The organism is Methylobacterium sp. ap11 (assembly GCF_900110515.1).
Classification (GTDB): domain Bacteria; phylum Pseudomonadota; class Alphaproteobacteria; order Rhizobiales; family Beijerinckiaceae; genus Methylobacterium; species Methylobacterium ajmalii.
The window spans coordinates 146,283-168,428 of the sequence record NZ_FOEB01000011.1 but is presented as its reverse complement, the minus strand read 5'-3'; the positions used below and the strand labels follow the sequence as shown (position 1 = coordinate 168,428).

Genomic DNA, 22,146 nt, shown 5'->3' with positions numbered 1-22,146 from the left:
CGTCTCAGGCCGGCTCCACCGCCAGCTCCACCGTCACCGGGACGTGGTCGGACGGCTTCTCCAGCCCGCGCAGGTGCTTCTGCACCGAGGCCGAGACCAGCCGGTCGAGGGCCTGGGGCGCCAGCAGCAGGTGGTCGATGCGGATGCCCTGGTTCCGCGGCCAGCAGCCGGCCTGGTAGTCCCAGAAGCTGTAGACGCCCGGGCGCCCGTCGCAGGCCCGCAGGGCGTCGGTGAAGCCCTCGGCGAGGAGCGCGCGGAACGCCGCCCGGGTCTGGGGCAGGAACAGCGCGTCGTGCGCCCAGGCGGCCGGATCGGCGGCGTCCTCGGGCTCCGGGATCACGTTGTAGTCGCCGGCGAGCACCAGGATCTCCTCCTTCCGGCGCAGGGCCACGGCATGGGCCTGGAGGCGGCGCATGAAGGCGAGCTTGTAGTCGTATTTCGGCGTGCCGACGGGGTTGCCGTTCGGCAGGTAGATCGAGGCCACCCGCACCGGCACGGTGCTCGTCGGGATCACAGCCTCGATGTAGCGCGCCTGCTCGTCGGCGGCGTCGCCCGGCAGGCCGCGGCGGATCTCCTGGAGCGGCAGCGGCCGGCGGGCCAAGAGCGCCACGCCGTTGAACGCCTTCTGGCCGTGGGTCGCCACCACGTAGCCGGCCTCCTCGATCTCCGTGCGGGGAAACGCGTCGTCGACGCATTTCAGCTCCTGGAGGCAGACGACGTCGGGCTGCGCCTCGGCCAGGAAGGCCAGGAGATGGGGCAGGCGCTGCTTGACCGAGTTGACGTTCCAGGTGGTGATCCGCATCGCGTCCCGCGCCGCTCGTGAACCGCACTCGTGCCGAGGCCCCGTCATCGGGGTTTCGCGCCGCGCTGGCAAGCGGGAGGCCGCGCGTGAACTGGGGACCGGGCATGGCGGCGGGATGGTGGGAGCCGGTGTGCGACTATTGCGAGCGCACCGGGCCGGAGCTTCTGGCAGAGCCGCTGAACGCGGTCTCGAACGTCGCCTTCGTGGTCGCGGCGGTCCTGCTCCTGCGCCGCGGCCGGGCGCCGGACCCGGTCGCCGACGGGTTCGCGGTGCTGGTCGGGGTGATCGGGTTCGGCAGCGCGCTGTTCCACACCCTGGCGGTACAGTGGGCGATGCTCGCCGACGTGATCCCGATCGCGCTGTTCATCCACGCCTACTTCTTCCTGGCGCTCCGGCGCTTCCTCGGGCTCTCCGTCCCGGCGGCGCTCGCCGGCACGCTGGCCTTCGCGCTCGCCGCCGCCCTGTTCGAGCCGGCCTCGTCGTGGCTCGCCGGGCGGCCGCTCGGGCCGCTCAGCAACGGCTCGATCGCCTACGCGCCGGCCATCCTGGCGCTGTTCGGCGTCGGGATCGCCTCGCTTCGGTTCGGCCGGCGGGAGGGCGCCGCCCTGATCGGGATCGGCGGGCTCTTCATGGCCTCGCTCACCGCCCGCACCCTGGACGCCGCCCTCTGCCCGGTCGTGCCCTTCGGCACCCACTGGCTCTGGCACCTCCTCAACGCCGCCGTGCTCTACGCCCTGGTGCGGGCCGCCCGCCGCGCCCGCGAACCGGGCCCCGGCCCGGCCGCCTGACGCGCCGGAAACCGACCTCACCGCGGCTTCCTTGCACGGGTCCCGAAACCGTTGCAGAAGAACGCCGCCGCCAGGGCGCCGTCCGTGGCGCCCGGCGCCCGCTGCCCGGATCGCTCGCCCCGGATTTTTGCCATGACTCAAGCCCTCCGCCTCGGCATCGCCGGTCTCGGCACCGTCGGAGCCTCCGTCGTCCGCATGGTCGCGCGCCGCGCCGAGGCGATCGGCGCCACCGCCGGCCGGCCGGTCGTCGTGACCGCGGTCGCGGCCCGCGACCGCTCCCGCGACCGTGGCCTGGACCTCTCCGGCGCGACCTGGTTCGACGATCCCGTGGCGCTCGCCCGCTCCGCGGAGGTCGATTGCGTGGTCGAGCTGATCGGCGGCGCGGAGGGCAAGGCCCGCGAGACCGTCGAGGCGGCGCTCGCCGCCGGCAAGCACGTGGTGACCGCCAACAAGGCTTTGCTCGCCAAGCACGGCCCGGCGCTCGCCCGCGCGGCGGAGGCCTCGGGCGCCGCGCTTGCCTTCGAGGCCTCGGCGGCGGGCGGCATCCCGGTGGTCAAGGCCCTGCGCGAGGCGCTGGCCGGCAACCGGATCTCCCGCGTCTACGGAATCCTCAACGGCACCTGCAACTACATCCTGAGCCGGATGGAGCTCGAGGGCCTGACCTTCGAGGCCTGCCTGAAGGACGCGCAGGCGCTGGGCTACGCCGAGGCCGACCCGACCTTCGACGTCGAGGGCTTCGACACCGCCCACAAGCTCTCGATCCTGACGAGCCTCGCCTTCGGCACCGAGCTCGACGCCGAGGGCGTCTCGGTCGAGGGCATCTCGGCGATCACGCCCCTCGACCTGCGCATGGCCGACGAGCTCGGCTACCGCATCAAGCTGCTCGGCGTCGCCGAGGCGACGGCGGGCGGCATCGAGCAGCGCGTCCACCCGACGATGGTGCCGAAATCCTCGGCCATCGCCCAGGTGATGGGCGTGACGAACGCCGTCACCATCGACACCGATGCGCTGCGCGAGCTGACCCTGATCGGCCCCGGGGCCGGCGGCGAGGCCACCGCCTCGGCGGTGGTCGCCGACATCGCCGACGTGGCGGCGGGCCGCACGCCCCCGGCCTTCGGCCGTCCGGTCGCGACCCTCACCGCCCCGGTGCGGGCCGAGATGCAGCGCCACGAGGGCGGCTACTACATCCGCCTCACCGTCCACGACCGTCCCGGCGTCGCCGCCGGCGTCGCGACCAAGATGGCCGAGCGCGAGATCTCGCTCGAGAGCATCCTCCAGCACCGCTCCGAGAGCGCCGCGGCGCGCGACCGCCACGGCCGCTCTGGCCTGCCGGTGCCGCTGGTGCTGATCACCTACGCGGCGACGGAAGCCGCGATCCGCGAGAGCCTCGACGCGATGGCGGCGGACGGGCTCCTGTCCGAGCCGCCCCAGCTCATCCGCATCGAGCGCGAGTGAGGTCGGCCCGCGAGGGTTTTCACACGTCGAGGACGCCCGCCGATCCCGCGCCATCCACCGATGATCGGCTGGGCGAGCGACAGAATTCAGTTCAGCGGCGCCGGTTTCTCCTCTAAGACCCGGCCCCAAGGACCAGTACGGGGATCACGAACGCATGTCGGACGCCAAGAAGCCGGGGCCGAGCCAGGTCATCGAGCGCATCCTGACCCTCGAGCTGGTGCGCGTCACCGAGCGGGCGGCCGTGGCCGCGGCGCGCCTGCGCGGCCAGGGCAACGAGAAGGCCGCCGACCAGGCCGCCGTCGACGCCATGCGCCGCGAGCTGAACCGCCTGCCGATCGACGGCACCGTCGTCATCGGCGAGGGCGAGCGCGACGAGGCCCCGATGCTGTTCATCGGCGAGACCCTCGGCAACGGCTCGGGCCCGAAGGTCGACATCGCGGTCGACCCGCTCGAGGGCACGACCCTCTGCGCCAAGGACATGCCGGGCTCCGTCGCCGTGATGGCGATGGCCGAGGGCGGCACGCTGCTGGCCGCCCCCGACGTCTACATGCACAAGATCGCCATCGGCCCGGGCTACCCGGTCGGCACCGTGCATCTCGACGCCTCCCCCGAGGAGAACATCCACGCGCTGGCCAAGGCCAAGGGCGTGCCGCCGTCCGAGATCACCGCCCTCGTCCTCGACCGGCCGCGCCACACCGACCTGATCGCGGCGATCCGCCGGACGGGTGCCGGCGTGCGCCTGATCTCCGACGGCGACGTCGCCGGCGTGATCTTCACCACCATGCCGGAGGAGACCGGCATCGACATCTATCTCGGCATCGGCGCCGCCCCCGAGGGCGTGCTCGCGGCGGGCGCGCTGCGCTGCATCGGCGGCCAGATGCAGGGCCGCCTGATCCTCGACACCGAGGAGAAGCGCGACCGCGCCGCCAAGATGGGCGTCGCCGACCCGAACCGCCTCTATTCCCTCGAGGACCTCGCCCGCGGCGACGTCGTGGTGGCGATGACCGGCGTGACCGACGGAGCGCTCGTCAAGGGCGTGAAGTTCGGCCGCAACACCATCCGCACCGAGACGGTGGTCTACCGCTCGCATACCGGCACCGTGCGCCGGATCGAGGCCGAGCACCGCGACTTCGACAAGTTCCACCTGAAGTAGGACTGTTTCGAGCGGGGCCGCGCCGGGATCCCGGTGCGGCCCCCTTGATCCGGGGGGCTTTCCCCGCGACCCTGCGGCGTCTCTCACCCGAGGATTCGCCGCTCATGCCGAGCCCCATCATCCGCCCGCTGCGCCCCGACGAGCGCGCCGCCTGGGACCCGCTCTGGCAGGGCTACCTGACCTTCTACGGCGCCACGGTCGCGCCCGAGGTCACCGACATCACCTTCGCGCGCCTGCACGACGCATCGGAGCCGATGCACGCCCTCGTGGCCGAGCGGGACGGCGCCGTGATCGGCCTCGTCCACTACATCTTCCATCGCTCGACCTGGACCGCCGGGCCCTACTGCTACCTGCAGGACCTGTTCACCGCGCAGGCCGCGCGCGGGCAGGGGGTGGGCCGTGCCCTGATCGAGGCGGTCTACGCCGCCGCCCGCGAGGCGGGGGCGAGCCGGGTCTACTGGCTGACCCAGGAGGCCAACGTCACCGCGCGGGCCCTCTACGACACGCTCGCCGACCGGCCGGGCTTCATCCAGTACCGCAAGGTGCTGTGAGTTCTCGCGGAGCGGGCCGCGGCTGAACGCTCCTGCCTCTGCGAGGAAGCGCGACGCTGGTCCAGGAGACCGCTCGTTAGAACGGTTTCGGTCTCAGTCCGAAGCGTGGTGTCCCTCTCCCGCCCCCACTCCGCGGGGCAACCTTCTTCCGCAGAGGGGGAGAGTTCAAGCGCGCGTGTACTCCCAAGAAAAAAGCCCCCGGCATATTGCCGGAGGCCCTTTTCATCCTGGAATTCTGTCGTCCCTACCGGAACAGCGACGCCACCCCGCCCTGCATTCGGCCGAGACCCTGCTTGGCGATCGCGTTGCCCTGGTCGATGGCGACGGCGCGCTGGTAGCTCTCCAGCGCCTCCTGGCGGCGGTTCGACTTCTCGTAGGCCAGCCCGCGATAGGCCCAGGAATCCGCGTCCTTGTTGTTGACGTTCAGCGCCGCGTTGTAGTCCTCGATCGCCTTGTCGTACTGGTTGGTGGCGATCAGGCTCTGCCCGCGGGCGGCGTAGGGGGCGGCCACGAAGGGGTTGCGGTCGATGGCGGCGTCGAAGTCGCCGATCGCGGAGCGGTGCTGGCCCTGCGCCTGCCGCACCAGGCCGCGGGCGTGGTAGGCCTCGGCCGATTCCGGGGTCAGGCGGATCGCCTGGCTGAGGTCGCTGTAGGCGGCCTCGTAGTTGCCCTGCGCCCGCTGCAGGTTGGCGCGCCCGATATAGGCGGCGGTGTAGTTCGGGTCGGCGGCGACCGCCTTGCTGAAGTCCTGCAGCGCCGCGTCGTTGCGGCCCGACTGGCGGTAGGCCAGGGCCCGGTTGCCGTAGGCCGAGGCCGAGTTCGGGTCGAGCTGGATCGCCTTGGTGAAGTCGGCGATGGCCGAATCGAAGTTGCCCGCGCGGGCGTAAGCCGCGCCGCGGGTGTTGTAGGCCGCCGCGTCGCTCGGGTTGCGCTGGATCACGTCCGACAGGGAGGCGATGTTCACCTCGGTCGCGCCGGACTTGTCGGCCTCGACCACCGCGAATTGCCGCGTCGCGGTGGCCCGGCTGACGGTGTCGCAGCCGGCGAGCGAGAGCGCGGCCAGCACGGTCGCCCCCAGCATCCGGGCCGCCGGTGTCACACGGCTCCAGCCGATCACGTTGTTCATCACCCGCTCCCCCGGGGCGGCGCATCCTCGTCGCGCCGCGCACCTTCGCAATCCGCACGCGCGCCCCGCCTCGAAGCGGTCCCGGCGCCGGACGACCCTTCTCCGATCGCGGTGAAGGCCGGCTTAAAGGCAGTGCGCCTCTTCGCTTGTGCGGGACGATGTGGCGAAGGTGTGGCTCCCGGCGCCGTCGCGGCAGGGGAGGGCGCCGCGGGGCGACGGGTGTGGCCGTGCGGCCTCACCCGTCCGGGCGAGGCGCGGGGTCAGGCGCCGGTCGCGACCCGGGTGAGGTGGCCCATCTTGCGGCCGGGCCGGGCCGCGCCCTTGCCGTAGAGGTGCAGGTGGCTGCCGGGCTCGGCAAGGATCCGGGCCCAGTCGTCGGCCTGGTCGCCGATCAGGTTCAGCATCTCGACCGCGGTGCCGGTCAGGGCGGCGCTGCCGAGCGGCCAGCCGCAGATCGCCCGGACGTGCTGGGCGAATTGCGAGGTCTCGGCCCCCTCGATGGTCCAGTGGCCGGAATTGTGCACCCGCGGCGCGATCTCGTTGACGACGACGCCCGCCCGCCCGTCGGCTCCGCGGACCAGGAACATCTCCACCGCGAGCACGCCGACGTAGCCCAGCGCCTCCGCGATGGTGCGGGCGATCGCGACCGCCTCGGCGGCGGTCTCCGGCGTCATGCCGGGGGCAGGCACGACGGTGCGGGCGAGGATGTGGTGGCGGTGCTCGTTGGCGCAAGGCGCGTAGGCCGAGAAGCGCCCTTCCGCGTTGCGGGCGGCCACCACCGAGACCTCGGCCTCGAACGGCACGAAGCCCTCGAGGATGCAGGGCTGTCCGTTCAGGGAGGCCATCACGGCGGCGGGGTCGAAGCCCGCCTCGCCGAAGTCCTCCTGGCGCAGCATGACCTGGCCCTTGCCGTCGTAGCCGAAGCGCCGGGTCTTCAGCACCGCCGGCAGGCCGATCTCGCGGACGGCCTCGGCCAGGCCCGCGGCGTCGTCCACCGCCCGGAACGGCGCCACCGGGATGCCCAGGCCCGCCACGAAGCTCTTTTCCGTCAGCCGGTCCTGCGTCGTCGCGAGCGCCGAGGCGCTCGGATGCAGCGGCCGGTGCGCGGCCAGGATCTCGGCGGTGCGGCTCGGGATGTTCTCGAACTCGTAGGTCACCACGTCGACGGAGTCGACGAAGGCCTGGAGTGCCGCCGAGTCGTCGTAGGCCGCCACGGTCCGGCGGCCCGCCACCTCGAAGGCCGGGCTGTCGGGGTCGGGGCAGTAGATGTGGGCCTTGAGCCCGTACTGCGCCGCCGCGACCGCGATCATGCGGCCGAGCTGGCCGCCGCCGATGATGCCGATGGTGGCGCCGGGGGCGATGGGGGGCGTGCTCACGGGGCGCTCGTGTCCGGATGCTCGGCGACCGCCGCGCTCTGGCGCGCGCGCCAGGCGTCGAGCCGCTCGGCCAGGGGTTCGTCGGTGAGCGCCAGGACGGCGGCGGCGAGCAGCGCCGCGTTGACGGCGCCGGCCCGGCCGATGGCGAGCGTGCCGACCGGGATGCCGGCCGGCATCTGCACGATCGACAGGAGGCTGTCCTGGCCCGACAGCGCCTTCGACTCGACTGGGACGCCGAACACCGGCAGCGGCGTCATCGCGGCGGCCATGCCGGGCAGGTGGGCGGCGCCGCCGGCGCCCGCGATCACCACCTTGACGCCCGCCGCCTTGGCGCCCTTGGCGAAGGCCACCAGGCGGTCCGGGGTGCGGTGGGCCGAGACGATGCGGGCCTCGTAGGGGATGCCGAGGGCGTCGAGGGTCTCGGCCGCGTGGCGCATGGTGGCCCAGTCGGACTGGCTGCCCATGATCACTGCGACGGGGGGCGATGCCGCCATCGTCAAGCGCATCCTCTCGCAAAAGCGCCGCAAAGCCGCGCGAACGGGCCGCGACCGGTCATTCATCCGCAGTAGCGGCGCGCCCGCGCTCCCGCAAGCCGCCGCGGGACGTCCTCAACCGCGGGGACGTCCTCGATCGCCGGACGCCGTCCTCAGGCGATGATGTCCGGCGTGAGCTGGTCCTCCAGGAAGGAGATGCGGTCGCGGATCCCGAGCTTGCGCTTCTTCAGGCGCTGGAGCTGGAGGCGGTCGCCGGCCATCACGCCCGCCAGCGCCTCGATCGCGTCGTCGAGGTCGCGATGCTCCTCCCGGAGCCGCGCCAGCTCGCTCTCGTACTCCGCCGTCGATTCCGCACTCAACTCGAACGCCATCGCCGCCCTAAGCCCTTGGACAATGCGGTGAAGCATGAACCAGGCCCCGCCCTCCGGCAAGGGTGTCGCAAGGGCGCCGGCGGGGTTGTACCGCCTCCTCGGCGGCCTCGCGCTGCAGCGCACATTACGCAATTGCAATACGGAATGCCTTAGACATCGGCCGCGGGCTGTGGCAGGCTTCGTGTGTCACGTACATGACAGGAGGCTATGGCTGATGTCGCTGCACACGCATCTCACCGAGCTCGAGCGTAAGCACGAAGCCCTGGAGCGCGAGATTCAGGACGCCTGCACCCATCTCTCCACCGACGACTTGCGAATAGTCGAACTCAAGCGGCGCAAGCTTCACTTGAAGGATGAGATCAGTCGCCTGCGGACGACGTCCACCCGCGTGATGCACTAGCCCGGCAGAATTCAGCGCGCCGCCGCGTCGGCGTGTCGACGCGGCGGTCCTCGCTCATTGCTCAAGACGACCGGCGGGTTTTGCTCCCGCGAGATGGATAGCGCAGAGCGCGCGACGCGGGGTGAGCCCCGCCGGCGCCGTTTCGGCGGTCACTTCCTTGATGGAAGCCTGTGCGCCGGCACCTCGCACCGAGGCCGCGGGTGCCCGTTCGACGAACCGGGCTCACAGGGCGACGATCTTCGATCCGATTTGCATCCTCATCCCGAGGCGTTGGTCGATCCGTGATCGGCTGACCTCGAAGAAGGGCTGCAGGGATCGCGAGACTTCTGGAGCTCTCCTTCGAGGTCAGTTCATCTGCGATGACCTGACACCTCAGGATGAGGTCGAGGTCAGGAGGTCGTCTCCAATCCGGGCCGAGCGGGCTTGAGTGGCTCGAAGCCTGGATGCCTGGCGTCCGGCCCGAATCCGAGAAGAACCCCGGGGGCTGGATCCCGAGGTCCCGTCACAGGGCCTTCGCCATCTCCCGCAGCACGAACTTCTGCACCTTGCCGGTCGAGGTCTTCGGCAACTCGGTGAACACGACGTGCCGGGGCACCTTGAAGCCGGCGAGCGAGCGGCGGCACCAGCCGATCAGCTCCTCGGCCGAGACCATCTCGGAGCCCTTCAGCTCGACGAAGGCGCACGGCGTCTCACCCCATTTCTCGTCGGGCTTGGCCACCACGGCCGCGGCCGCCACTGCCGGGTGCTTGAACAGGGCCTCCTCGACCTCGATCGACGAGATGTTCTCTCCCCCTGAGATGATGATGTCCTTCGAGCGGTCCTTGAGCTGGATGTAGCCGTCCGGGTGCTTCACCCCGAGGTCGCCCGAGTGGAACCAGCCGCCCTTGAAGGCAGCCTCGGTGGCGCTCGGGTTCTTCAGGTAGCCGCGCATCACCACGTTGCCGCGGAACATCACCTCGCCCAGCGTCTCGCCGTCGGCGGGCACCGGCGCCATCGTCTCGGGGTCGAGCACGTCCAGGGCCTCGAGCGGCGGGTAGCGCACGCCCTGGCGCGCCTTGCGGGCGGCCTGCTCGTCCTTGCTCAAGCCGTCCCAGTCGGCGTGCCACTCGTTCACCACCGCGGGGCCGTAGGTCTCGGTCAGGCCGTAGACGTGGGTGACGTCGAACCCGGCCTCCGCCATCCCGGCGAGCACCGCCTCCGGCGGCGGCGCGGCGGCGGTGAGGAACGAGACCCGGCGCGGCAGGTCGCGGCGCTCGGCCTCGGGCGCGTTGATGAGGAGCGACATCACGATCGGCGCGCCGCACAGATGCGTCACCCCGTGGTCGGCGATGGCGTCGTACATCGCCTTGGCCCGGACCTGCCGCAGGCAGACATGGGTGCCGGCCACGACCGACAGGGTCCAGGGGAAGCACCAGCCGTTGCAGTGGAACATCGGCAGGGTCCAGAGATAGACCGGGTGCCGGCCGAGATTGCCCGCCACCACGTTGCCGACCGCGAGCAGCGAGGCGCCGCGATGGTGGTAGACCACGCCCTTCGGGTCGCCGGTGGTGCCCGACGTGTAGTTGAGGCTGATCGCGTCCCACTCGTCGCCCGGCATCGTCCAGGCATGGGCGGGATCGCCCCCGGCCAGGAAGTCCTCGTACTCGACCGTGCCGAGCCGCTCGCCGGGTCCGTCGTAGTCCGGATCGTCGTAATCGATGACGAGCGGCGTCACCCCGGCCTGGGCCAGGGCCGGGCCCATGGTGCGGGCGAATTCCCGGTCGGTGATCACCACCTTGGCCTCGCCGTGATCGAGGCAGAAGCCGATGATCGCCGCGTCGAGCCGGGTGTTGAGGGTGTTGAGCACCGCCCCGGCCATCGGGACCCCGTAATGGCACTCGATCATCGCCGGGGTGTTGGCGAGCATCACCGCCACCGTGTCGCCGCGGCCGATGCCGTGGGCGCTCAAGGCCGAGGCGAGGCGCCGGCAGCGGGCGTAGAGGTCGCGGTAGCTGCGGCGCAAGGCCCCGTGGATCACCGCGGTACGGTCCGGGAAGACCGCGGCGGCCCGCTCCAGGAAGGTGAGCGGCGTCAGCGGCTGGTGGTTCGCCGGGTTCCGGTCGAGGCCGTGATCGTAGATCGTCGCGCCGGTCATGGGTCGTCCTGCTGGCTGTCCGGCCACAGTACCCGCGAGGACGGCGCGATCAATCCATCTCGGTCCTTACGAAAGTTCGACTTCCGGAGGCCGCGGCCGCTGCTCTATCCCAGGCGCACGACCGCCCCGAGACGGTCGACACCGGAGGACGACGCCATGGCCAGCCCGAGCCGCTACCCGGAGACCTATGCCGCCTGGCAGCGCGACCCGGAGGCGTTCTGGGGCGACGCCGCGCAGGCGATCGACTGGGTGACGCCCCCCTCCCGGGTCTTCTCCTCCGGGGAAGGGCCCTACGGCCGCTGGTTCGTGGGCGCCGAGGTCAATGCCTGCCACAACGCGGTCGACCGCCACGTCGCGGCCGGCCGAGGCGACCAAGCGGCGATCCTGTACGATTCCCCCGTCACCGGGACGAAGCGCCGGATCACCTACGCGGAGCTTCTCGACGAGGTCGCGGCGCTCGCCGCCGTGCTGCAGGACCTCGGCGTCGGGCGCGGCGACCGGGTGGTGCTCTACATGCCGATGGTGCCCGAAGCGCTGTTCGCGATGCTGGCCTGCGCCCGCATCGGCGCGGTGCACTCGGTGGTGTTCGGGGGGTTCGCCGCCCGCGAGCTCGCCGCCCGCATCGAGGACGCCGCCCCCAAGGTGGTGCTCGCCGCCTCCTGCGGCATCGAGCCGGCCCGGGTCGTCGCCTACAAGCCGCTCCTCGACGAGGCCTGCCGGCTCTCCTCGCACAAGCCCGATTCCTGCCTGATCCTGCAGCGGCCTCAAGCCGTCGCCGAGATGGTCGAGGCGCGCGACCGGGATTGGGCCGAGGCCGTGGCGCAGGCCAGGGCCGCGGGCCGCGCCGCCCCTTGCGTGCCGGTCGCCGCCACCGATCCGCTCTACGTGCTCTACACCTCGGGCACCACCGGCAAGCCGAAGGGCGTGGTGCGCGACACCGGCGGCTACCTCGTGGCGCTGGCCTGGTCGATGCCGAACCTCTACGGCGTCGCCCCCGGCGAGACCTACTGGTGCGCCTCCGACGTCGGCTGGGTGGTGGGCCATTCCTACATCGTCTACGGGCCGCTGCTGCACGGCTGCACCACGGTGCTGTACGAGGGCAAGCCGGTCGGCACCCCGGATGCCGGGGCGTTCTGGCGCGTGATCGCCGAGACCGGGGCGGTGGCGCTGTTCACCGCGCCGACGGCGCTGAGGGCGGTGAAGAAGGAGGATCCGGAGGCCCGCCTGATGCAGGGCCACGACCTCTCGCGCTTCCGCACCCTGTTCCTCGCCGGCGAGCGGGCCGACCCCGACACCGTGGCGTGGGCCGAGCGGGCCTTGGGCGTGCCGGTGGTGGACCATTGGTGGCAGACCGAGACCGGCTGGCCGATCGCCGCCAACCCGGTGGGGCTCGGGGCCCTGCCGGTCAAGCACGGCAGCCCGACGGTGCCGATGCCGGGCTGGGACGTGCAGGTGCTCGACGAATCCGGCAAGCCGGTGCCCGCCGACACGATGGGGACGATCGCCATCAGGCTGCCGCTGCCCCCCGGTGCGCTGCCGACCCTGTGGCGGCAGGACGAGCGCTTCCGCGAGAGCTACCTCGCGACCTATCCGGGCTACTACAACACCTCGGATGCGGGCTTCCTCGACCGCGACGGCTACGTCTACGTCATGGGCCGCACCGACGACATCATCAACGTCGCCGGCCACCGCCTCTCGACCGGCGGCATGGAGGAGGTGCTGGCGTCCCATCCGGCGGTCGCCGAATGCGCGGTGATCGGCATCAAGGACGCCCTCAAGGGCGAGGCGCCGTGCGGCTTCGTGGTGCTGAAGGCCGGCGTCGCGAAGGCGCCGGACGTGATCGAGCGCGAGCTGGTGGCGCTGGTGCGCGAGCGCATCGGCCCGGTCGCCGCCTTCCGCCTCGCCCTCACGGTCGGGCGCCTGCCCAAGACCCGTTCGGGCAAGATCCTGCGCGGCACGATGAAGAAGATCGCCGATGGCGACGCCTGGACGATGCCGCCGACCATCGAGGACCCCGCCGTGCTCGACGAGATCGGCGCCTCGCTGCGGGAGCGGGGCCTCGGCTGAGCGGATCCGCGCGCGATCCGCGACGAGTCCGGTCAGCCGGTCGCCGCGGCCTCCTGGCATGCGACCGTCCCGAACGGCGGGAGCGCGGCAGCGGCCTCGAGGGTCATCGGCCGGCCGGTCAGGAAGCCCTGCACCCGCGTCACGCCGATGCCCCGCAGCACCGCGTACTCGGCCTCGGTCTCCACCCCCTCGGCGACGATCTCGCAGCCGATGCGCCGGCCGTAGCCGGTGAGCGCCTCGGTCAGCGCGCGGCGGCCGGAATGGGTGTCGATGTGGCGGATCAGGCTCATGTCGAGCTTGATGATCTCGGGGGCGAGGTCGAGGACGTGCCGCAGCGTGGCGTGGCCGGCCCCGACGTCGTCGATCGCCAGGAAAAGGCCGCGGGCGCGCAGCGGACCCAGCACCGCGCGCAGCTCCTCGTAGGACGCCACCGCCGCGTGCTCCGTCAGCTCGATCACCAGCCGCTCCGAGGGAACGTCGCCCAGCGCCTCGACGAGCCGGTGCGAGGCGAGGGCCGAGGGCGACAGGTTCACCGACAGCTTGATCCCGGCGGGAAGGGCCGGGAACGCCGCCAGGGCCTTGCGCAGGGCGAGGTGCTCGAGCTCCTCCCCGAGCCCGACCTCCGCCGCGTCGGCGAACCAGATGTCGGGGCCCTGCCCGGGCGGCGACGGGAAGCGGGCCAGCGCCTCGAAGGCGGCGAGGCTCCCGTCCTGGGTGCGGTAGATCGGCTGGAACGCCATCTCGATCGCGCCCGACTCGAGCAGGGCGGCGATCCGCCGGCGCTTGGCGTCGCGTTCGCGCGCAGCGCCGTGGTCGCGGGCCAGGATCGCCTCCACCATCTCGGCGCACAGGCGCAGCAGGCCGAGGTCGCGGGCGGTGAGGCTGCGATCCGGCGCGTAGCTGAAGCAGCACAGCGTCCCGAACGCCTCGCCGTCGGCGTGGCGGAGCGGGACGCTCAGATGCGCGCCGACCGGCATGTCGCGGGTGACCGGCATGGCGGCGGCGACGGGATCGTCCGCCGCGTTCGGCATCAGCCCGGGCATCAGGCCCTTGGCGACGTAGTAGCAGAAGCTCTGCTCCAGCGGCGCCGAGGTGCCGACCACGACGGGATTCGGGACCGGTCCCCCGACATCCGAGAAGCGAATCACCCGGTCGCCCGCGATGAATTCCGAGATGAAGCCGACATCCATCGCCAGGTGGCGGCGGACCGCCCGAAGCAGGGACAGGACCTGGTCGCCGGTGCTGCCGGGATGATCGCCGAAAATGGGACGCAGGGTCATCGTTCGATCCAGCTTCGTCGGTGTCGATGATGCAATCGATGGTATTTTATATGTATTTGCGAATATTCTTGATGCGTCCTCAAGGTGAGGTCGGCTCGAACAGCGGATGTCTTCGTGGGCGGGTATCGGCGGAAATGTTGCAATGAAATGGTCGAGGGTCAGGAAAGATACGGTTCGACATCTTTGGCCTGAGGCTCGGTCTTGATGTAATGGATTGTAGTAAGAGCTTGGATATCTAGCCGAGCCGTTGGGCTCGCACAAGTGGTTGAATTGCCTCGACGGGTTTGGCACCATGGCGTGTGATCTGCGGCCGGTCTCCATGCGTAGAGGACGCCATGCTCGTTTCGGGGATCCACGGGGAGCCGTCGTGCCAGGGCGCCGGGCCGGTCGCGGTCGCCGCCGTGGTGCCGGAGCCGCTGAGGGCGCTCCTGGAACGCATCGAGCAGGGCATCCTCGACCTCGCCCGGGGGGCCGACCCGCGCGAGGCGATGCACGCGCTCCGCAGCAGCCTGTCGGACATCTGCGCCCTCACCGAGTCCGACCCGAAGACCCTGCAGGCGGTCGAGCGCGTGGTGAGCGCGGGCGAGCGGCTGGCCGAGATCGAGGACACTTCGCTGCGCTCGCGCGCCGCCGCGGCCGCGCGCGGCGGCGCGACCCGGGCGCGCAGGCGCCTGGCCGCCGCCCTGGTCGGAACCCGTCCGAGCCGGATCGCCATGAGCCTCGGCCGGGGCTGGTGACCGACCGGCCTTTCTCGACCAGGCTCTAACGCGCAGGCGCCCTGCAGCGCCTGCGCTGGCACGCGCGGGTGGGGCGCGCCACATTGCGGCCATCCCCACCCGGAGACCCCGCATGAGCAGCCCCGCCCTGTTCCAGCCCCTGCGCCTCGACGGCCTCGAACTGGAGAACCGCATCATCGTCGCGCCGATGTGCCAGTATTCGGCCCGCGACGGCGCGGCCACCGACTGGCACATGATGCATCTCGGCCAGCTCGCGATGTCGGGCTCCGGGCTGCTCACCCTGGAGGCGACCGCGGTCTCGCCGGAGGCGCGGATCACCCACGGCGACCTCGGCCTGTGGGACGACGGCACCGAGCGGGCGCTGGCGAAAGTCCTCGACGCGGTGCGCGACTACGCGCCGGTGCCGATCTGCATCCAGATCGCCCATGCCGGCCGCAAGGCGTCGAGCGAGGCGCCGTGGCGCGGCGGCCAGCAGGTGGCGCCGGACTTGCCCCATGGCTGGCTGACCGAGGCGCCCTCGCCCCTCGCCCATGCCGAGGGCGAGGTCGCGCCGCGCATGCTCGACCGGGAGGACATGAAGCGCATCCGCGACGGGTTCGCGGCCACCGCCCGTCGCGCGGCACGCCTCGGCATCGAGGCGGCGGAGATCCATGCCGCGCACGGCTACCTGCTGCACCAGTTCCTGTCGCCGCTCGCCAACCAGCGCAGCGACGAGTACGGCGGCAGCCTCGAGAACCGGATGCGCTTCCCCCTCGAGGTGTTCGACGCGGTGCGCGAGGCGTTTCCCGCGGGCAACCCGGTCTGGGCCCGGGTCTCGGCGACCGACTGGGTCGAGGAGGGCTGGGAGGTCGAGCAGACCATCGCGTTCACGCAGGCCCTGAAGGCGCGGGGCGCCGCCGCCATCCACGTCTCGACCGGCGGCGTCTCGCCCCGCCAGAAGATCGCGATCGGCCCGGGCTACCAGGTGCCCTTCGCCGAGCGGGTGCGGGCGGCGACCGACCTCGTCACCATCGCGGTCGGCCTGATCACCGAGCCGCGCCAGGCCGAGGCGATCCTGGTCGAGGGCAAGGCGGACGCGGTCTCGCTCGCCCGCGCGCTGCTCTACGACCCGCGCTGGCCCTGGCACGCCGCCGCGGAACTCGGCGCCCGGGTCCGGGCGCCCAAACAGTACTGGCGCTCGCAGCCCCACCACCTGAAGGACCTGTTCAAGGAGGCGAGCTTCGGCCAGCGCTGAGGCCGGCTCCGGCAGGGCGGCCTCAGCCGTCCTGCTCCTCCAGCAGGATCTCGCGCTTGCCGGCATGGTTGGCGGGGCCGACGATGCCCTCGCGCTCCATCCGCTCCATCAGCGAGGCGGCGCGGTTGTAGCCGATCTGCAGGCGGCGCTGGATGTAGCTCGTCGACGCCTTCTTGTCGCGCAGGACCACCGCCACCGCCTGGTCGTAGAGGTCGGCGCCCGGCTCGCCGAAGCCGCCCTGGTCCATGACCGGCGCGTCCGGCTCCTCCTCGCCCTCCTCGGCGGTGACCGCCTCCAGATACGAGGGACGGCCCTGGCGCTTCAGGTGCGCCACCACCTGCTCGACCTCGTCATCCGAGCAGAACGGGCCGTGCACGCGCGTCGTGCGCCCGCCGCCCGCCATGAACAGCATGTCGCCCTGGCCCAGAAGCTGCTCGGCGCCCATCTCGCCCAGGATCGTGCGCGAGTCGATCTTGCTCGTCACCTGGAAGGAGATCCGGGTCGGGAAGTTCGCCTTGATCGTGCCGGTGATCACGTCCACCGACGGCCGCTGCGTCGCCATGATCAGGTGCAGGCCGGCGGCCCGCGCCATCTGGGCGAGACGCTGGATCGCCCCCTCGATGTCCTTGCCCGCCACCATCATCAGGTCGGCCATCTCGTCGACCACGATCACGATGTAAGGGAGAGGGGCGAGATCCATCATCTCGTCCTCGTAAATCGCCTCGCCGGTCTCGCGGTCGAAGCCGGTCTGGACCGTGCGGGTGATCACCTCGCCGCGGGCCCGCGCCTCCGCCACCCGGGCGTTGAAGCCGTCGATGTTGCGAACGCCGAGCTTCGACATCTTCTTGTAGCGCTCCTCCATCTCGCGCACCGCCCATTTGAGGGCGATGACCGCCTTCTTGGGGTCGGTGACGACCGGGGAGAGCAGGTGCGGGATGCCGTCGTAGACGGAGAGTTCCAGCATCTTGGGGTCGACCATGATCAGGCGGCACTCCTCCGGGGTCATCCGGTAGAGCAGCGACAGGATCATGGTGTTGATGGCGACCGACTTGCCCGAGCCGGTGGTGCCGGCGACCAGCAGGTGGGGCATGCGGGCGAGGTCGGCGATGATCGCCTCGCCGCCGATATTCTTGCCCAGACACAGCGCGAGCTTCTGCTTGGTCTCGGCGAAGGCCGGGGAGGCGAGGAGCTCGCGCAGGTACACGGTCTCGCGCCGCGCATTCGGCAGCTCGATGCCGATGGCGTTGCGGCCCTGCACGACCGCGACGCGGGCCGAGACCGCCGACATCGAGCGGGCGATGTCGTCGGCGAGCGAGATGACGCGGCTCGACTTGGTGCCGGGTGCGGGCTCCAGCTCGTAGAGCGTCACCACCGGGCCCGGGCGCACGGCGAGAATCTCGCCGCGCACGCCGAAATCCTCCAGCGTCGATTCGAGCAGGGTGGCGTTCTGCTCCAGCGCGTCGGTCGAGACCGCGGCGCTCGGCGCCGGGTGGCGCGGCTCGGCCAAGAGCGTCAGCGCGGGCAGGTCGTAGGAATCCGGCGAGGCCGGCCCGGGCGCCGGGGCGCGGCGGGTCTGGATCGGCGGGGGAGGGGGCGCGACCCGGCCGCGGGGTGCGGCCTCGGCGGCGAGCCCGTCCTCGTCGTCCTCCGGCTCGTCCTCGAAGGCCGGCTCGGCCCGGCGCGGGGCGCCATCCGCGAAGACCGGCTCGCGCCGCCCGCCCTTGGCCGGAGGTTTGGGCGCGCCCTTGGCGCCGGGGCGCGCGGGCGCCTCGGCCTCGGGCTCGTCCCAGGCCTCGCCGTCGCCGGGCTCGGCGAAGGCGCGGCGGGCGGCGAGCGCGGGCGAGTTGCCCGCATAGGGGTCGTGGCCGGCCTGGCGCCAGGACCCATCGCGGATCGCATCGACCCGCTGGGTCACCGCCGCCTTGGCGCTCATCGCGAGGTGCGCCAGCGCGCCCAGGGAGGCGAGGCCGATCCCGGGCGATTCGTCGTCGTGCGAGGCGGCCGGGCCGCGGCGGCCCTGGCGCTCGTCGTAGCGGCTCACCACCGGGGCGTAGCTCTCCGCCTCGTCGTCCCCGTCCTCGTCCTCGATCAGGCCGAAGCCGCAGGAGCCGGTCAGGCTGATCACCGCGACCGCGGCGTAGAGGAAGCCCGCGAAGGCCCCGGCCGGCCCGGCGATCGCCTTGGCGGCACCGAGCAGCGCATCGCCGGCGACGCCGCCGAGGCCGGTCGGCAGCGGCCAGCGCGCGGTCGGCGGCAGCGCGCTCGCCATGCCGCTCGCCGCTCCGAAGCCGATGATCCAGAGCACGATCCGCAACTGCATCCGGGCGAGGCGGTGGGTGCGCAGCAGCCGCATGCCCCATACCGCCGGGGGCAGCGCGAAGGCCAGCGCCCCGAGCCCCAGGAGCTGCATGCCGAGATCCGACACCACGGCGCCGCCGAAGCCCAGCAGGTTGCGGGCCGCGCGCGAGGTGGCGTGGTTGAGGCTCGGGTCGTCGATCGACCAGGTCGCCAGGGCGACGGTGAAGCACGCCGCCCCGACGAGCAGGGCGAGGCCGGTGACCTCCGTCGCCCGCCGCGTCAGGAACGCGCGGAGCGTGTCGATGAGGCCATCGTAGGGCGATGCCGAGCGACGAAGCGAACGCATGCAGGACAAAGACCGGTTACGCGGAACTGGACCGTGAGGATGAGGCGGTGCGGTTAATGGTGGTTTAAGGCTAACTGCCTCTTGCGGCATTGCGGGAGAGCGGCGGGAAGGTGCTGGCTCTGCTGAGTTTTTTCCAGCACGCCGCTCCGCTTTCGATCGAGGGGCGCAAGAAATCCGAGCCCCTTTGTTCGGTGGGGAGGCATCAAAGAAAAAAGCCCCGGCGCGACCGCACCGGGGCTCTTCGATTCGCGTCGACGAGCCGGGGCGCATCCGCCCCGGCCCCCGAGCCTCAGTAGTTGTAGGCCCGCTCGCCGTGATCGGCGAGGTCGAGGCCCTCGCGCTCCTCGTCCTGCGTCACCCGCAGGCCGACGACCACGTCGACGATCTTGTAGAGGATCGCCGAGCCGACGCCCGACCAGACGATGGTGAAGCCGACCGCCTTGGCCTGGGCCAGGAAGGCCGGGCCGAACTCGTAGGCGGCGGCGACGAGCTCGCCGGGCTTCGCGGCGTAGTCCGGGGCGCCGACGCCGCCGAGCGCCGGGTTGACCAGGATGCCGGTGGCGAGCGCGCCCAGGATGCCGCCGACGCAGTGCACGCCGAAGACGTCGAGGGAGTCGTCGTAGCCGAGCGCGTTCTTGACGGTCGAGCACATCACGAAGCAGACGGCGCCGGCGACGAGGCCGAGCACGATGCAGCCCATCGGGCCGGCGAAGCCGCAGGCCGGGGTGACGGCGACGAGGCCGGCGACCGCGCCCGAGAGCATGCCCAGCAGCGAGGGCTTGCCCTTGGCGGCCCACTCGACGAGGAGCCAGGACAGGCCGGCCGCCGCGGTGGCCACGAAGGTGTTGATCATCGCGAGCGCGGCCGAGCCGTTGGCCTCCAGGTTGGAGCCGGCGTTGAAGCCGAACCAGCCGACCCACAGCAGCGAGGCGCCGATCATCGTCATAGTGAGCGAGTGCGGGGCGAGCAGGTCGCGGCCGTAGCCGATGCGCTTGCCGAGCATCAGGCAGCCGACGATGCCGGCGATGCCCGCGTTGATGTGCACCACGGTGCCGCCGGCGAAGTCGAGGGCGCCCCACTTGAACAGCAGGCCGGCATCGGCGTTGACGGCGTCGAGCGCGTCCTGGGCCGCCTTCTTGGAGGCCTCGTCGGTGGCCGCCGCCAGCGCCTTGGCGGCGTTGCCGACCGCATCCGGGCCGCCCCAGTACCAGACCATGTGGGCCATCGGGAAGTAGATGAAGACCAGCCACAGCAGGCTGAACAGCATCAGGGCCGAGAACTTCATCCGCTCGGCGAAGGCGCCGACGATCAGCGCCGGGGTGATCATCGCGAACGTCATCTGGAAGCAGATGTAGACGTATTCGGGGATGACGACGCCGTTCGAGAAGGTGGCGACGGTCGAGTTGGCGTCGACGCCGCGCAGGAACGCCTTCGAGAAGCCGCCGACGAAATCGTTGAGGCCGCCGCCGTTGGTGAAGGCGAGGCTGTAGCCGAAGAACACCCAGACGATGCAGGCGAGGCTGACGATCGCGAAGACCTGGGTCAGCAGCGACAGCATGTTCTTGGTGCGCACGAGGCCGCCGTAGAACAGCGCCAGGCCGGGCACCGACATCATCAGCACCAGCGCCGACGAGATCAGCATCCAGGCGGTGTCGCCCTTGTTGGGCACCGGGGCCGCCGCGGCGGCGGCCGGCGCCGCCTCGACCGTCGGCGTCTGCGCCAGGGACGGCTCCACCAGGAGGAGCGCCAGCGCGGCGCCTCCCAGGCCCAGAGCCAGGACGTTGCGAAGCTTCATGGAAGAAAAACTCCCGATGGAATAAGGCGATGGCGTGAAGGGAGCGGCGGGGCGCGGGACCGGGCCCCGCCCTAAGCAGACTTGCGTTGGCAGGCCGACGCTTCGTCCGCTTGGGTCATTGTCGTGTCGCAGATTTTCGCCGCAAAACCGGTGACCGATTTCGCGAAATCTGCTTAGAGGGCGTCGACGTCGGTCTCGCCGGTGCGGATGCGCACGGCCTTCTCGAGCGGCATCACGAAGATCTTGCCGTCGCCGATCTGGCCGGTGCGGGCGGCGGCCGCGATGGTGTCGACGACGTTCGACACGAGGTCGACCGCCACCGCCACCTCGATCTTGAGCTTGGGCAGGAAGCTGACGGCGTACTCGGCCCCGCGATAGATCTCGGTGTGCCCCTTCTGCCGGCCGTAGCCCTTCACTTCGGTCACGGTCAGGCCGTGCACGCCGATGCTGGTGAGGGCGTCGCGGACCTCCTCCAGCTTGAACGGCTTGATGATGGCCATGACGATCTTCATGGGACGAGCCCCCTTTCGATTGGCGCTCCCGCCGGCTTGCGCCGGGTCGGGGCATGATCCGCCGCCATTCGCGAACCCGTTCGGGCCCCGGCGCCGGTCTCGAGGGAAGCTCAATCAAGGAACGTGCCAGCGCGCGGATCGCCCGTTGCGGCTACGCTGCCCGGTTCCTGGGCCGATTGCGGAGATTGAAGCCGCTCCCAGCGCCATTGCAGTTCAAAAAATCAGCACATGCCCGGGAATAAGGCAGTGGACGTCAGGCCTCGGGCTCCGGCGGCGTCCGCTTCTCGCGGATCATGCCCTCCTGGGCGACCGAGGCCACGAGCGTGCCGTCGCGGGTGAAGATCAGGCCGCGGGCGAAGCCGCAGCCGCCGGACGCGCTCGGGCTGTCCTGGGCGTAGAGCAGCCACTCGTCGGCCCGGAACGGGCGGTGGAACCACAGGGCGTGGTCGAGGCTCGCCGGCTGGATCTCGCTCTCGAACACCGTGCGGCCGTGCGGGCTGAGCGAGGTGTCGAGGAGCGTCATGTCGGAGGCGTAGGCCAGCACCGCCTGGTGGATGGCGGGGTCGTCCGGCAGCCGCGAGGTCGCCCGGATCCAGACGTGGAAGCGCGACGAACCGGGCTTGCGCTCGCCGTAGCGCTCGAGCTCGACCGGGCGCAGCTCGATCGGCCGCTCGCGCTCGAAATAAGCCCGGACCGGCTCGGGCATGCGGGGCATCACAGAGGCCTTGAGCAGGCCCTCGCCCGGCAGGTCCTCGGGCATCGGCACCGCCGGCATCGGGGCCTGGTGGTCGAAGCCCGGTTCCTCGACGTGGTAGGACACCGACATCGAGAAGATCGGCCGGCCGTGCTGGATCGCCACCACCCTTCGCGTCGTGAAGCTGCGGCCGTCCCGGATGCGGTCGACCTCGTAGACGATCGGCACCTTCGGGTCGCCGCCGAGCAGGAAGTAGGCGTGGAGGGAGTGCGGCCGGCGCTCCGGCGGCACGGTGCGGGTCGCCGCGACGAGGGCCTGGCCGATCACCTGGCCGCCATAGACCCGCTGCCAGCGGTCCTTCGGCGAGCGGCCTCGGAAGAGGTTCTGCTCGAGCGTCTCCAGGTCGAGGATGTCGAGGAGTTCGGCGACCGCGCGCAAGGGAAGGTGTCCGGGCTTTGAGGGGGAGGGGCGCGTAGCTGACGCAGGCCGATGCGCGCCGTCAAGCGACGCGCGGCGCCGCCCGACGTGCTAAG

General features: G+C 71.5%; 19 protein-coding genes. 8 read left to right on the top strand and 11 right to left on the bottom strand.

Annotated features, from left to right (window positions below; all coding sequences use genetic code 11):
- Positions 1-4: 4 nt before the first annotated feature.
- Entirely contained in the window at positions 5-802 is a 798-nt protein-coding gene (gene xth / locus BMX97_RS17850) for an exodeoxyribonuclease III (RefSeq protein WP_091752688.1), read from the bottom strand.
- A 104-nt stretch (positions 803-906) separates the two neighbouring features.
- Here xth and BMX97_RS17845 point away from each other — a divergent pair, with 104 nt between their 5' ends.
- The 4 genes from BMX97_RS17845 (at position 907) to BMX97_RS17830 (ending at position 4,749) form a co-directional block, all read left to right on the top strand.
- On the top strand, positions 907-1,590 hold the full coding sequence (locus tag BMX97_RS17845; protein ID WP_091752687.1) for a ceramidase domain-containing protein: 684 nt from the start codon (positions 907-909) through the stop codon (positions 1,588-1,590).
- Positions 1,591-1,722: 132 nt separating this feature from the next.
- Complete coding sequence (locus BMX97_RS17840; RefSeq protein WP_091752686.1) at positions 1,723-3,045, top strand: homoserine dehydrogenase; 1,323 nt, start codon at positions 1,723-1,725, stop codon at positions 3,043-3,045.
- A 154-nt stretch (positions 3,046-3,199) separates the two neighbouring features.
- Entirely contained in the window at positions 3,200-4,198 is a 999-nt protein-coding gene (glpX, locus tag BMX97_RS17835; RefSeq protein ID WP_091752685.1) for a class II fructose-bisphosphatase, read from the top strand.
- A gap of 104 nt (positions 4,199-4,302) precedes the next feature.
- On the top strand, positions 4,303-4,749 hold the full coding sequence (locus tag BMX97_RS17830) for a GNAT family N-acetyltransferase (protein ID WP_091752684.1): 447 nt from the start codon (positions 4,303-4,305) through the stop codon (positions 4,747-4,749).
- Between the two features lie 244 nt (positions 4,750-4,993).
- On the opposite strand, the gene BMX97_RS17825 is transcribed toward BMX97_RS17830, so the two are convergent.
- The 4 genes from BMX97_RS17825 to BMX97_RS17810 all read right to left on the bottom strand — a co-directional run bounded on the left by BMX97_RS17825 (position 4,994) and on the right by BMX97_RS17810 (position 8,116).
- Positions 4,994-5,875, bottom strand: a complete 882-nt coding sequence (locus tag BMX97_RS17825; RefSeq protein ID WP_091752683.1) for a tetratricopeptide repeat protein — start codon at positions 5,873-5,875, stop codon at positions 4,994-4,996.
- A gap of 260 nt (positions 5,876-6,135) precedes the next feature.
- Positions 6,136-7,251, bottom strand: a complete 1,116-nt coding sequence (locus BMX97_RS17820) for a 5-(carboxyamino)imidazole ribonucleotide synthase (protein ID WP_091752682.1) — start codon at positions 7,249-7,251, stop codon at positions 6,136-6,138.
- Positions 7,248-7,745, bottom strand: coding sequence for a 5-(carboxyamino)imidazole ribonucleotide mutase (gene purE, locus BMX97_RS17815; RefSeq protein ID WP_060847323.1), 498 nt, complete (start codon positions 7,743-7,745; stop codon positions 7,248-7,250). The genes BMX97_RS17820 and purE overlap by 4 nt, the downstream gene beginning before the upstream one ends.
- 152 nt (positions 7,746-7,897) lie before the next feature.
- Entirely contained in the window at positions 7,898-8,116 is a 219-nt protein-coding gene (locus BMX97_RS17810) for a YdcH family protein (RefSeq protein WP_060849372.1), read from the bottom strand.
- Positions 8,117-8,330: 214 nt separating this feature from the next.
- Between BMX97_RS17810 and BMX97_RS17805 the strand changes: the two genes are divergently transcribed.
- Complete coding sequence (locus BMX97_RS17805; protein WP_048427332.1) at positions 8,331-8,516, top strand: YdcH family protein; 186 nt, start codon at positions 8,331-8,333, stop codon at positions 8,514-8,516.
- Positions 8,517-9,018: 502 nt separating this feature from the next.
- On the opposite strand, the gene BMX97_RS17800 is transcribed toward BMX97_RS17805, so the two are convergent.
- A complete protein-coding gene (locus tag BMX97_RS17800) occupies positions 9,019-10,650 on the bottom strand; it encodes an acyl-CoA synthetase (RefSeq protein ID WP_091752681.1) in 1,632 nt (543 codons plus the stop codon).
- A 156-nt stretch (positions 10,651-10,806) separates the two neighbouring features.
- Here BMX97_RS17800 and BMX97_RS17795 point away from each other — a divergent pair, with 156 nt between their 5' ends.
- Positions 10,807-12,717 carry a propionyl-CoA synthetase gene (locus BMX97_RS17795; RefSeq protein WP_091752680.1) on the top strand — a complete coding sequence of 637 codons (1,911 nt, stop codon included), beginning with the start codon at positions 10,807-10,809 and terminating at the stop codon, positions 12,715-12,717.
- Between the two features lie 32 nt (positions 12,718-12,749).
- On the opposite strand, the gene BMX97_RS17790 is transcribed toward BMX97_RS17795, so the two are convergent.
- The gene (locus tag BMX97_RS17790; RefSeq protein WP_177202266.1) at positions 12,750-13,997 is read right to left on the bottom strand and encodes a sensor domain-containing phosphodiesterase; all 1,248 of its coding nucleotides are present in this window, start codon (positions 13,995-13,997) and stop codon (positions 12,750-12,752) included.
- A gap of 335 nt (positions 13,998-14,332) precedes the next feature.
- Here BMX97_RS17790 and BMX97_RS17785 point away from each other — a divergent pair, with 335 nt between their 5' ends.
- Positions 14,333-14,734, top strand: a complete 402-nt coding sequence (locus BMX97_RS17785) for a hypothetical protein (protein WP_091752678.1) — start codon at positions 14,333-14,335, stop codon at positions 14,732-14,734.
- 112 nt (positions 14,735-14,846) lie between these two features.
- Positions 14,847-15,968, top strand: a complete 1,122-nt coding sequence (locus tag BMX97_RS17780) for an NADH:flavin oxidoreductase/NADH oxidase (protein ID WP_091752677.1) — start codon at positions 14,847-14,849, stop codon at positions 15,966-15,968.
- 22 nt (positions 15,969-15,990) lie between these two features.
- On the opposite strand, the gene BMX97_RS17775 is transcribed toward BMX97_RS17780, so the two are convergent.
- The 4 genes from BMX97_RS17775 to tesB all read right to left on the bottom strand — a co-directional run bounded on the left by BMX97_RS17775 (position 15,991) and on the right by tesB (position 22,051).
- The gene (locus BMX97_RS17775; protein WP_091752676.1) at positions 15,991-18,612 is read right to left on the bottom strand and encodes a DNA translocase FtsK; all 2,622 of its coding nucleotides are present in this window, start codon (positions 18,610-18,612) and stop codon (positions 15,991-15,993) included.
- A gap of 289 nt (positions 18,613-18,901) precedes the next feature.
- Positions 18,902-20,407, bottom strand: a complete 1,506-nt coding sequence (locus BMX97_RS17770; protein WP_060847330.1) for an ammonium transporter — start codon at positions 20,405-20,407, stop codon at positions 18,902-18,904.
- 173 nt (positions 20,408-20,580) lie between these two features.
- Positions 20,581-20,919 carry a P-II family nitrogen regulator gene (locus tag BMX97_RS17765; RefSeq protein ID WP_048450383.1) on the bottom strand — a complete coding sequence of 113 codons (339 nt, stop codon included), beginning with the start codon at positions 20,917-20,919 and terminating at the stop codon, positions 20,581-20,583.
- A 253-nt stretch (positions 20,920-21,172) separates the two neighbouring features.
- Positions 21,173-22,051 carry an acyl-CoA thioesterase II gene (gene tesB / locus BMX97_RS17760; protein ID WP_091752675.1) on the bottom strand — a complete coding sequence of 293 codons (879 nt, stop codon included), beginning with the start codon at positions 22,049-22,051 and terminating at the stop codon, positions 21,173-21,175.
- Positions 22,052-22,146 lie beyond the last annotated feature (95 nt).

Excerpts from the sequence above, each read along its gene's own strand:
- xth (WP_091752688.1), bottom strand. The coding sequence starts at position 802 with ATGCGGATCACCACCTGGAACGTCAACTCGGTCAAGCAGCGCCTGCCC.
- BMX97_RS17845 (WP_091752687.1), top strand. The coding sequence starts at position 907 with ATGGCGGCGGGATGGTGGGAGCCGGTGTGCGACTATTGCGAGCGCACC.
- BMX97_RS17840 (WP_091752686.1), top strand. The coding sequence starts at position 1,723 with ATGACTCAAGCCCTCCGCCTCGGCATCGCCGGTCTCGGCACCGTCGGA.
- glpX (WP_091752685.1), top strand. The coding sequence starts at position 3,200 with ATGTCGGACGCCAAGAAGCCGGGGCCGAGCCAGGTCATCGAGCGCATC.
- BMX97_RS17830 (WP_091752684.1), top strand. The coding sequence starts at position 4,303 with ATGCCGAGCCCCATCATCCGCCCGCTGCGCCCCGACGAGCGCGCCGCC.
- BMX97_RS17825 (WP_091752683.1), bottom strand. The coding sequence starts at position 5,875 with ATGAACAACGTGATCGGCTGGAGCCGTGTGACACCGGCGGCCCGGATG.
- purE (WP_060847323.1), bottom strand. The coding sequence starts at position 7,745 with ATGGCGGCATCGCCCCCCGTCGCAGTGATCATGGGCAGCCAGTCCGAC.
- BMX97_RS17810 (WP_060849372.1), bottom strand. The coding sequence starts at position 8,116 with ATGGCGTTCGAGTTGAGTGCGGAATCGACGGCGGAGTACGAGAGCGAG.
- BMX97_RS17805 (WP_048427332.1), top strand. The coding sequence starts at position 8,331 with ATGTCGCTGCACACGCATCTCACCGAGCTCGAGCGTAAGCACGAAGCC.
- BMX97_RS17800 (WP_091752681.1), bottom strand. The coding sequence starts at position 10,650 with ATGACCGGCGCGACGATCTACGATCACGGCCTCGACCGGAACCCGGCG.
- BMX97_RS17795 (WP_091752680.1), top strand. The coding sequence starts at position 10,807 with ATGGCCAGCCCGAGCCGCTACCCGGAGACCTATGCCGCCTGGCAGCGC.
- BMX97_RS17790 (WP_177202266.1), bottom strand. The coding sequence starts at position 13,997 with ATGACCCTGCGTCCCATTTTCGGCGATCATCCCGGCAGCACCGGCGAC.
- BMX97_RS17785 (WP_091752678.1), top strand. The coding sequence starts at position 14,333 with ATGCTCGTTTCGGGGATCCACGGGGAGCCGTCGTGCCAGGGCGCCGGG.
- BMX97_RS17780 (WP_091752677.1), top strand. The coding sequence starts at position 14,847 with ATGAGCAGCCCCGCCCTGTTCCAGCCCCTGCGCCTCGACGGCCTCGAA.
- BMX97_RS17775 (WP_091752676.1), bottom strand. The coding sequence starts at position 18,612 with ATGCGTTCGCTTCGTCGCTCGGCATCGCCCTACGATGGCCTCATCGAC.
- BMX97_RS17770 (WP_060847330.1), bottom strand. The coding sequence starts at position 20,407 with ATGAAGCTTCGCAACGTCCTGGCTCTGGGCCTGGGAGGCGCCGCGCTG.
- BMX97_RS17765 (WP_048450383.1), bottom strand. The coding sequence starts at position 20,919 with ATGAAGATCGTCATGGCCATCATCAAGCCGTTCAAGCTGGAGGAGGTC.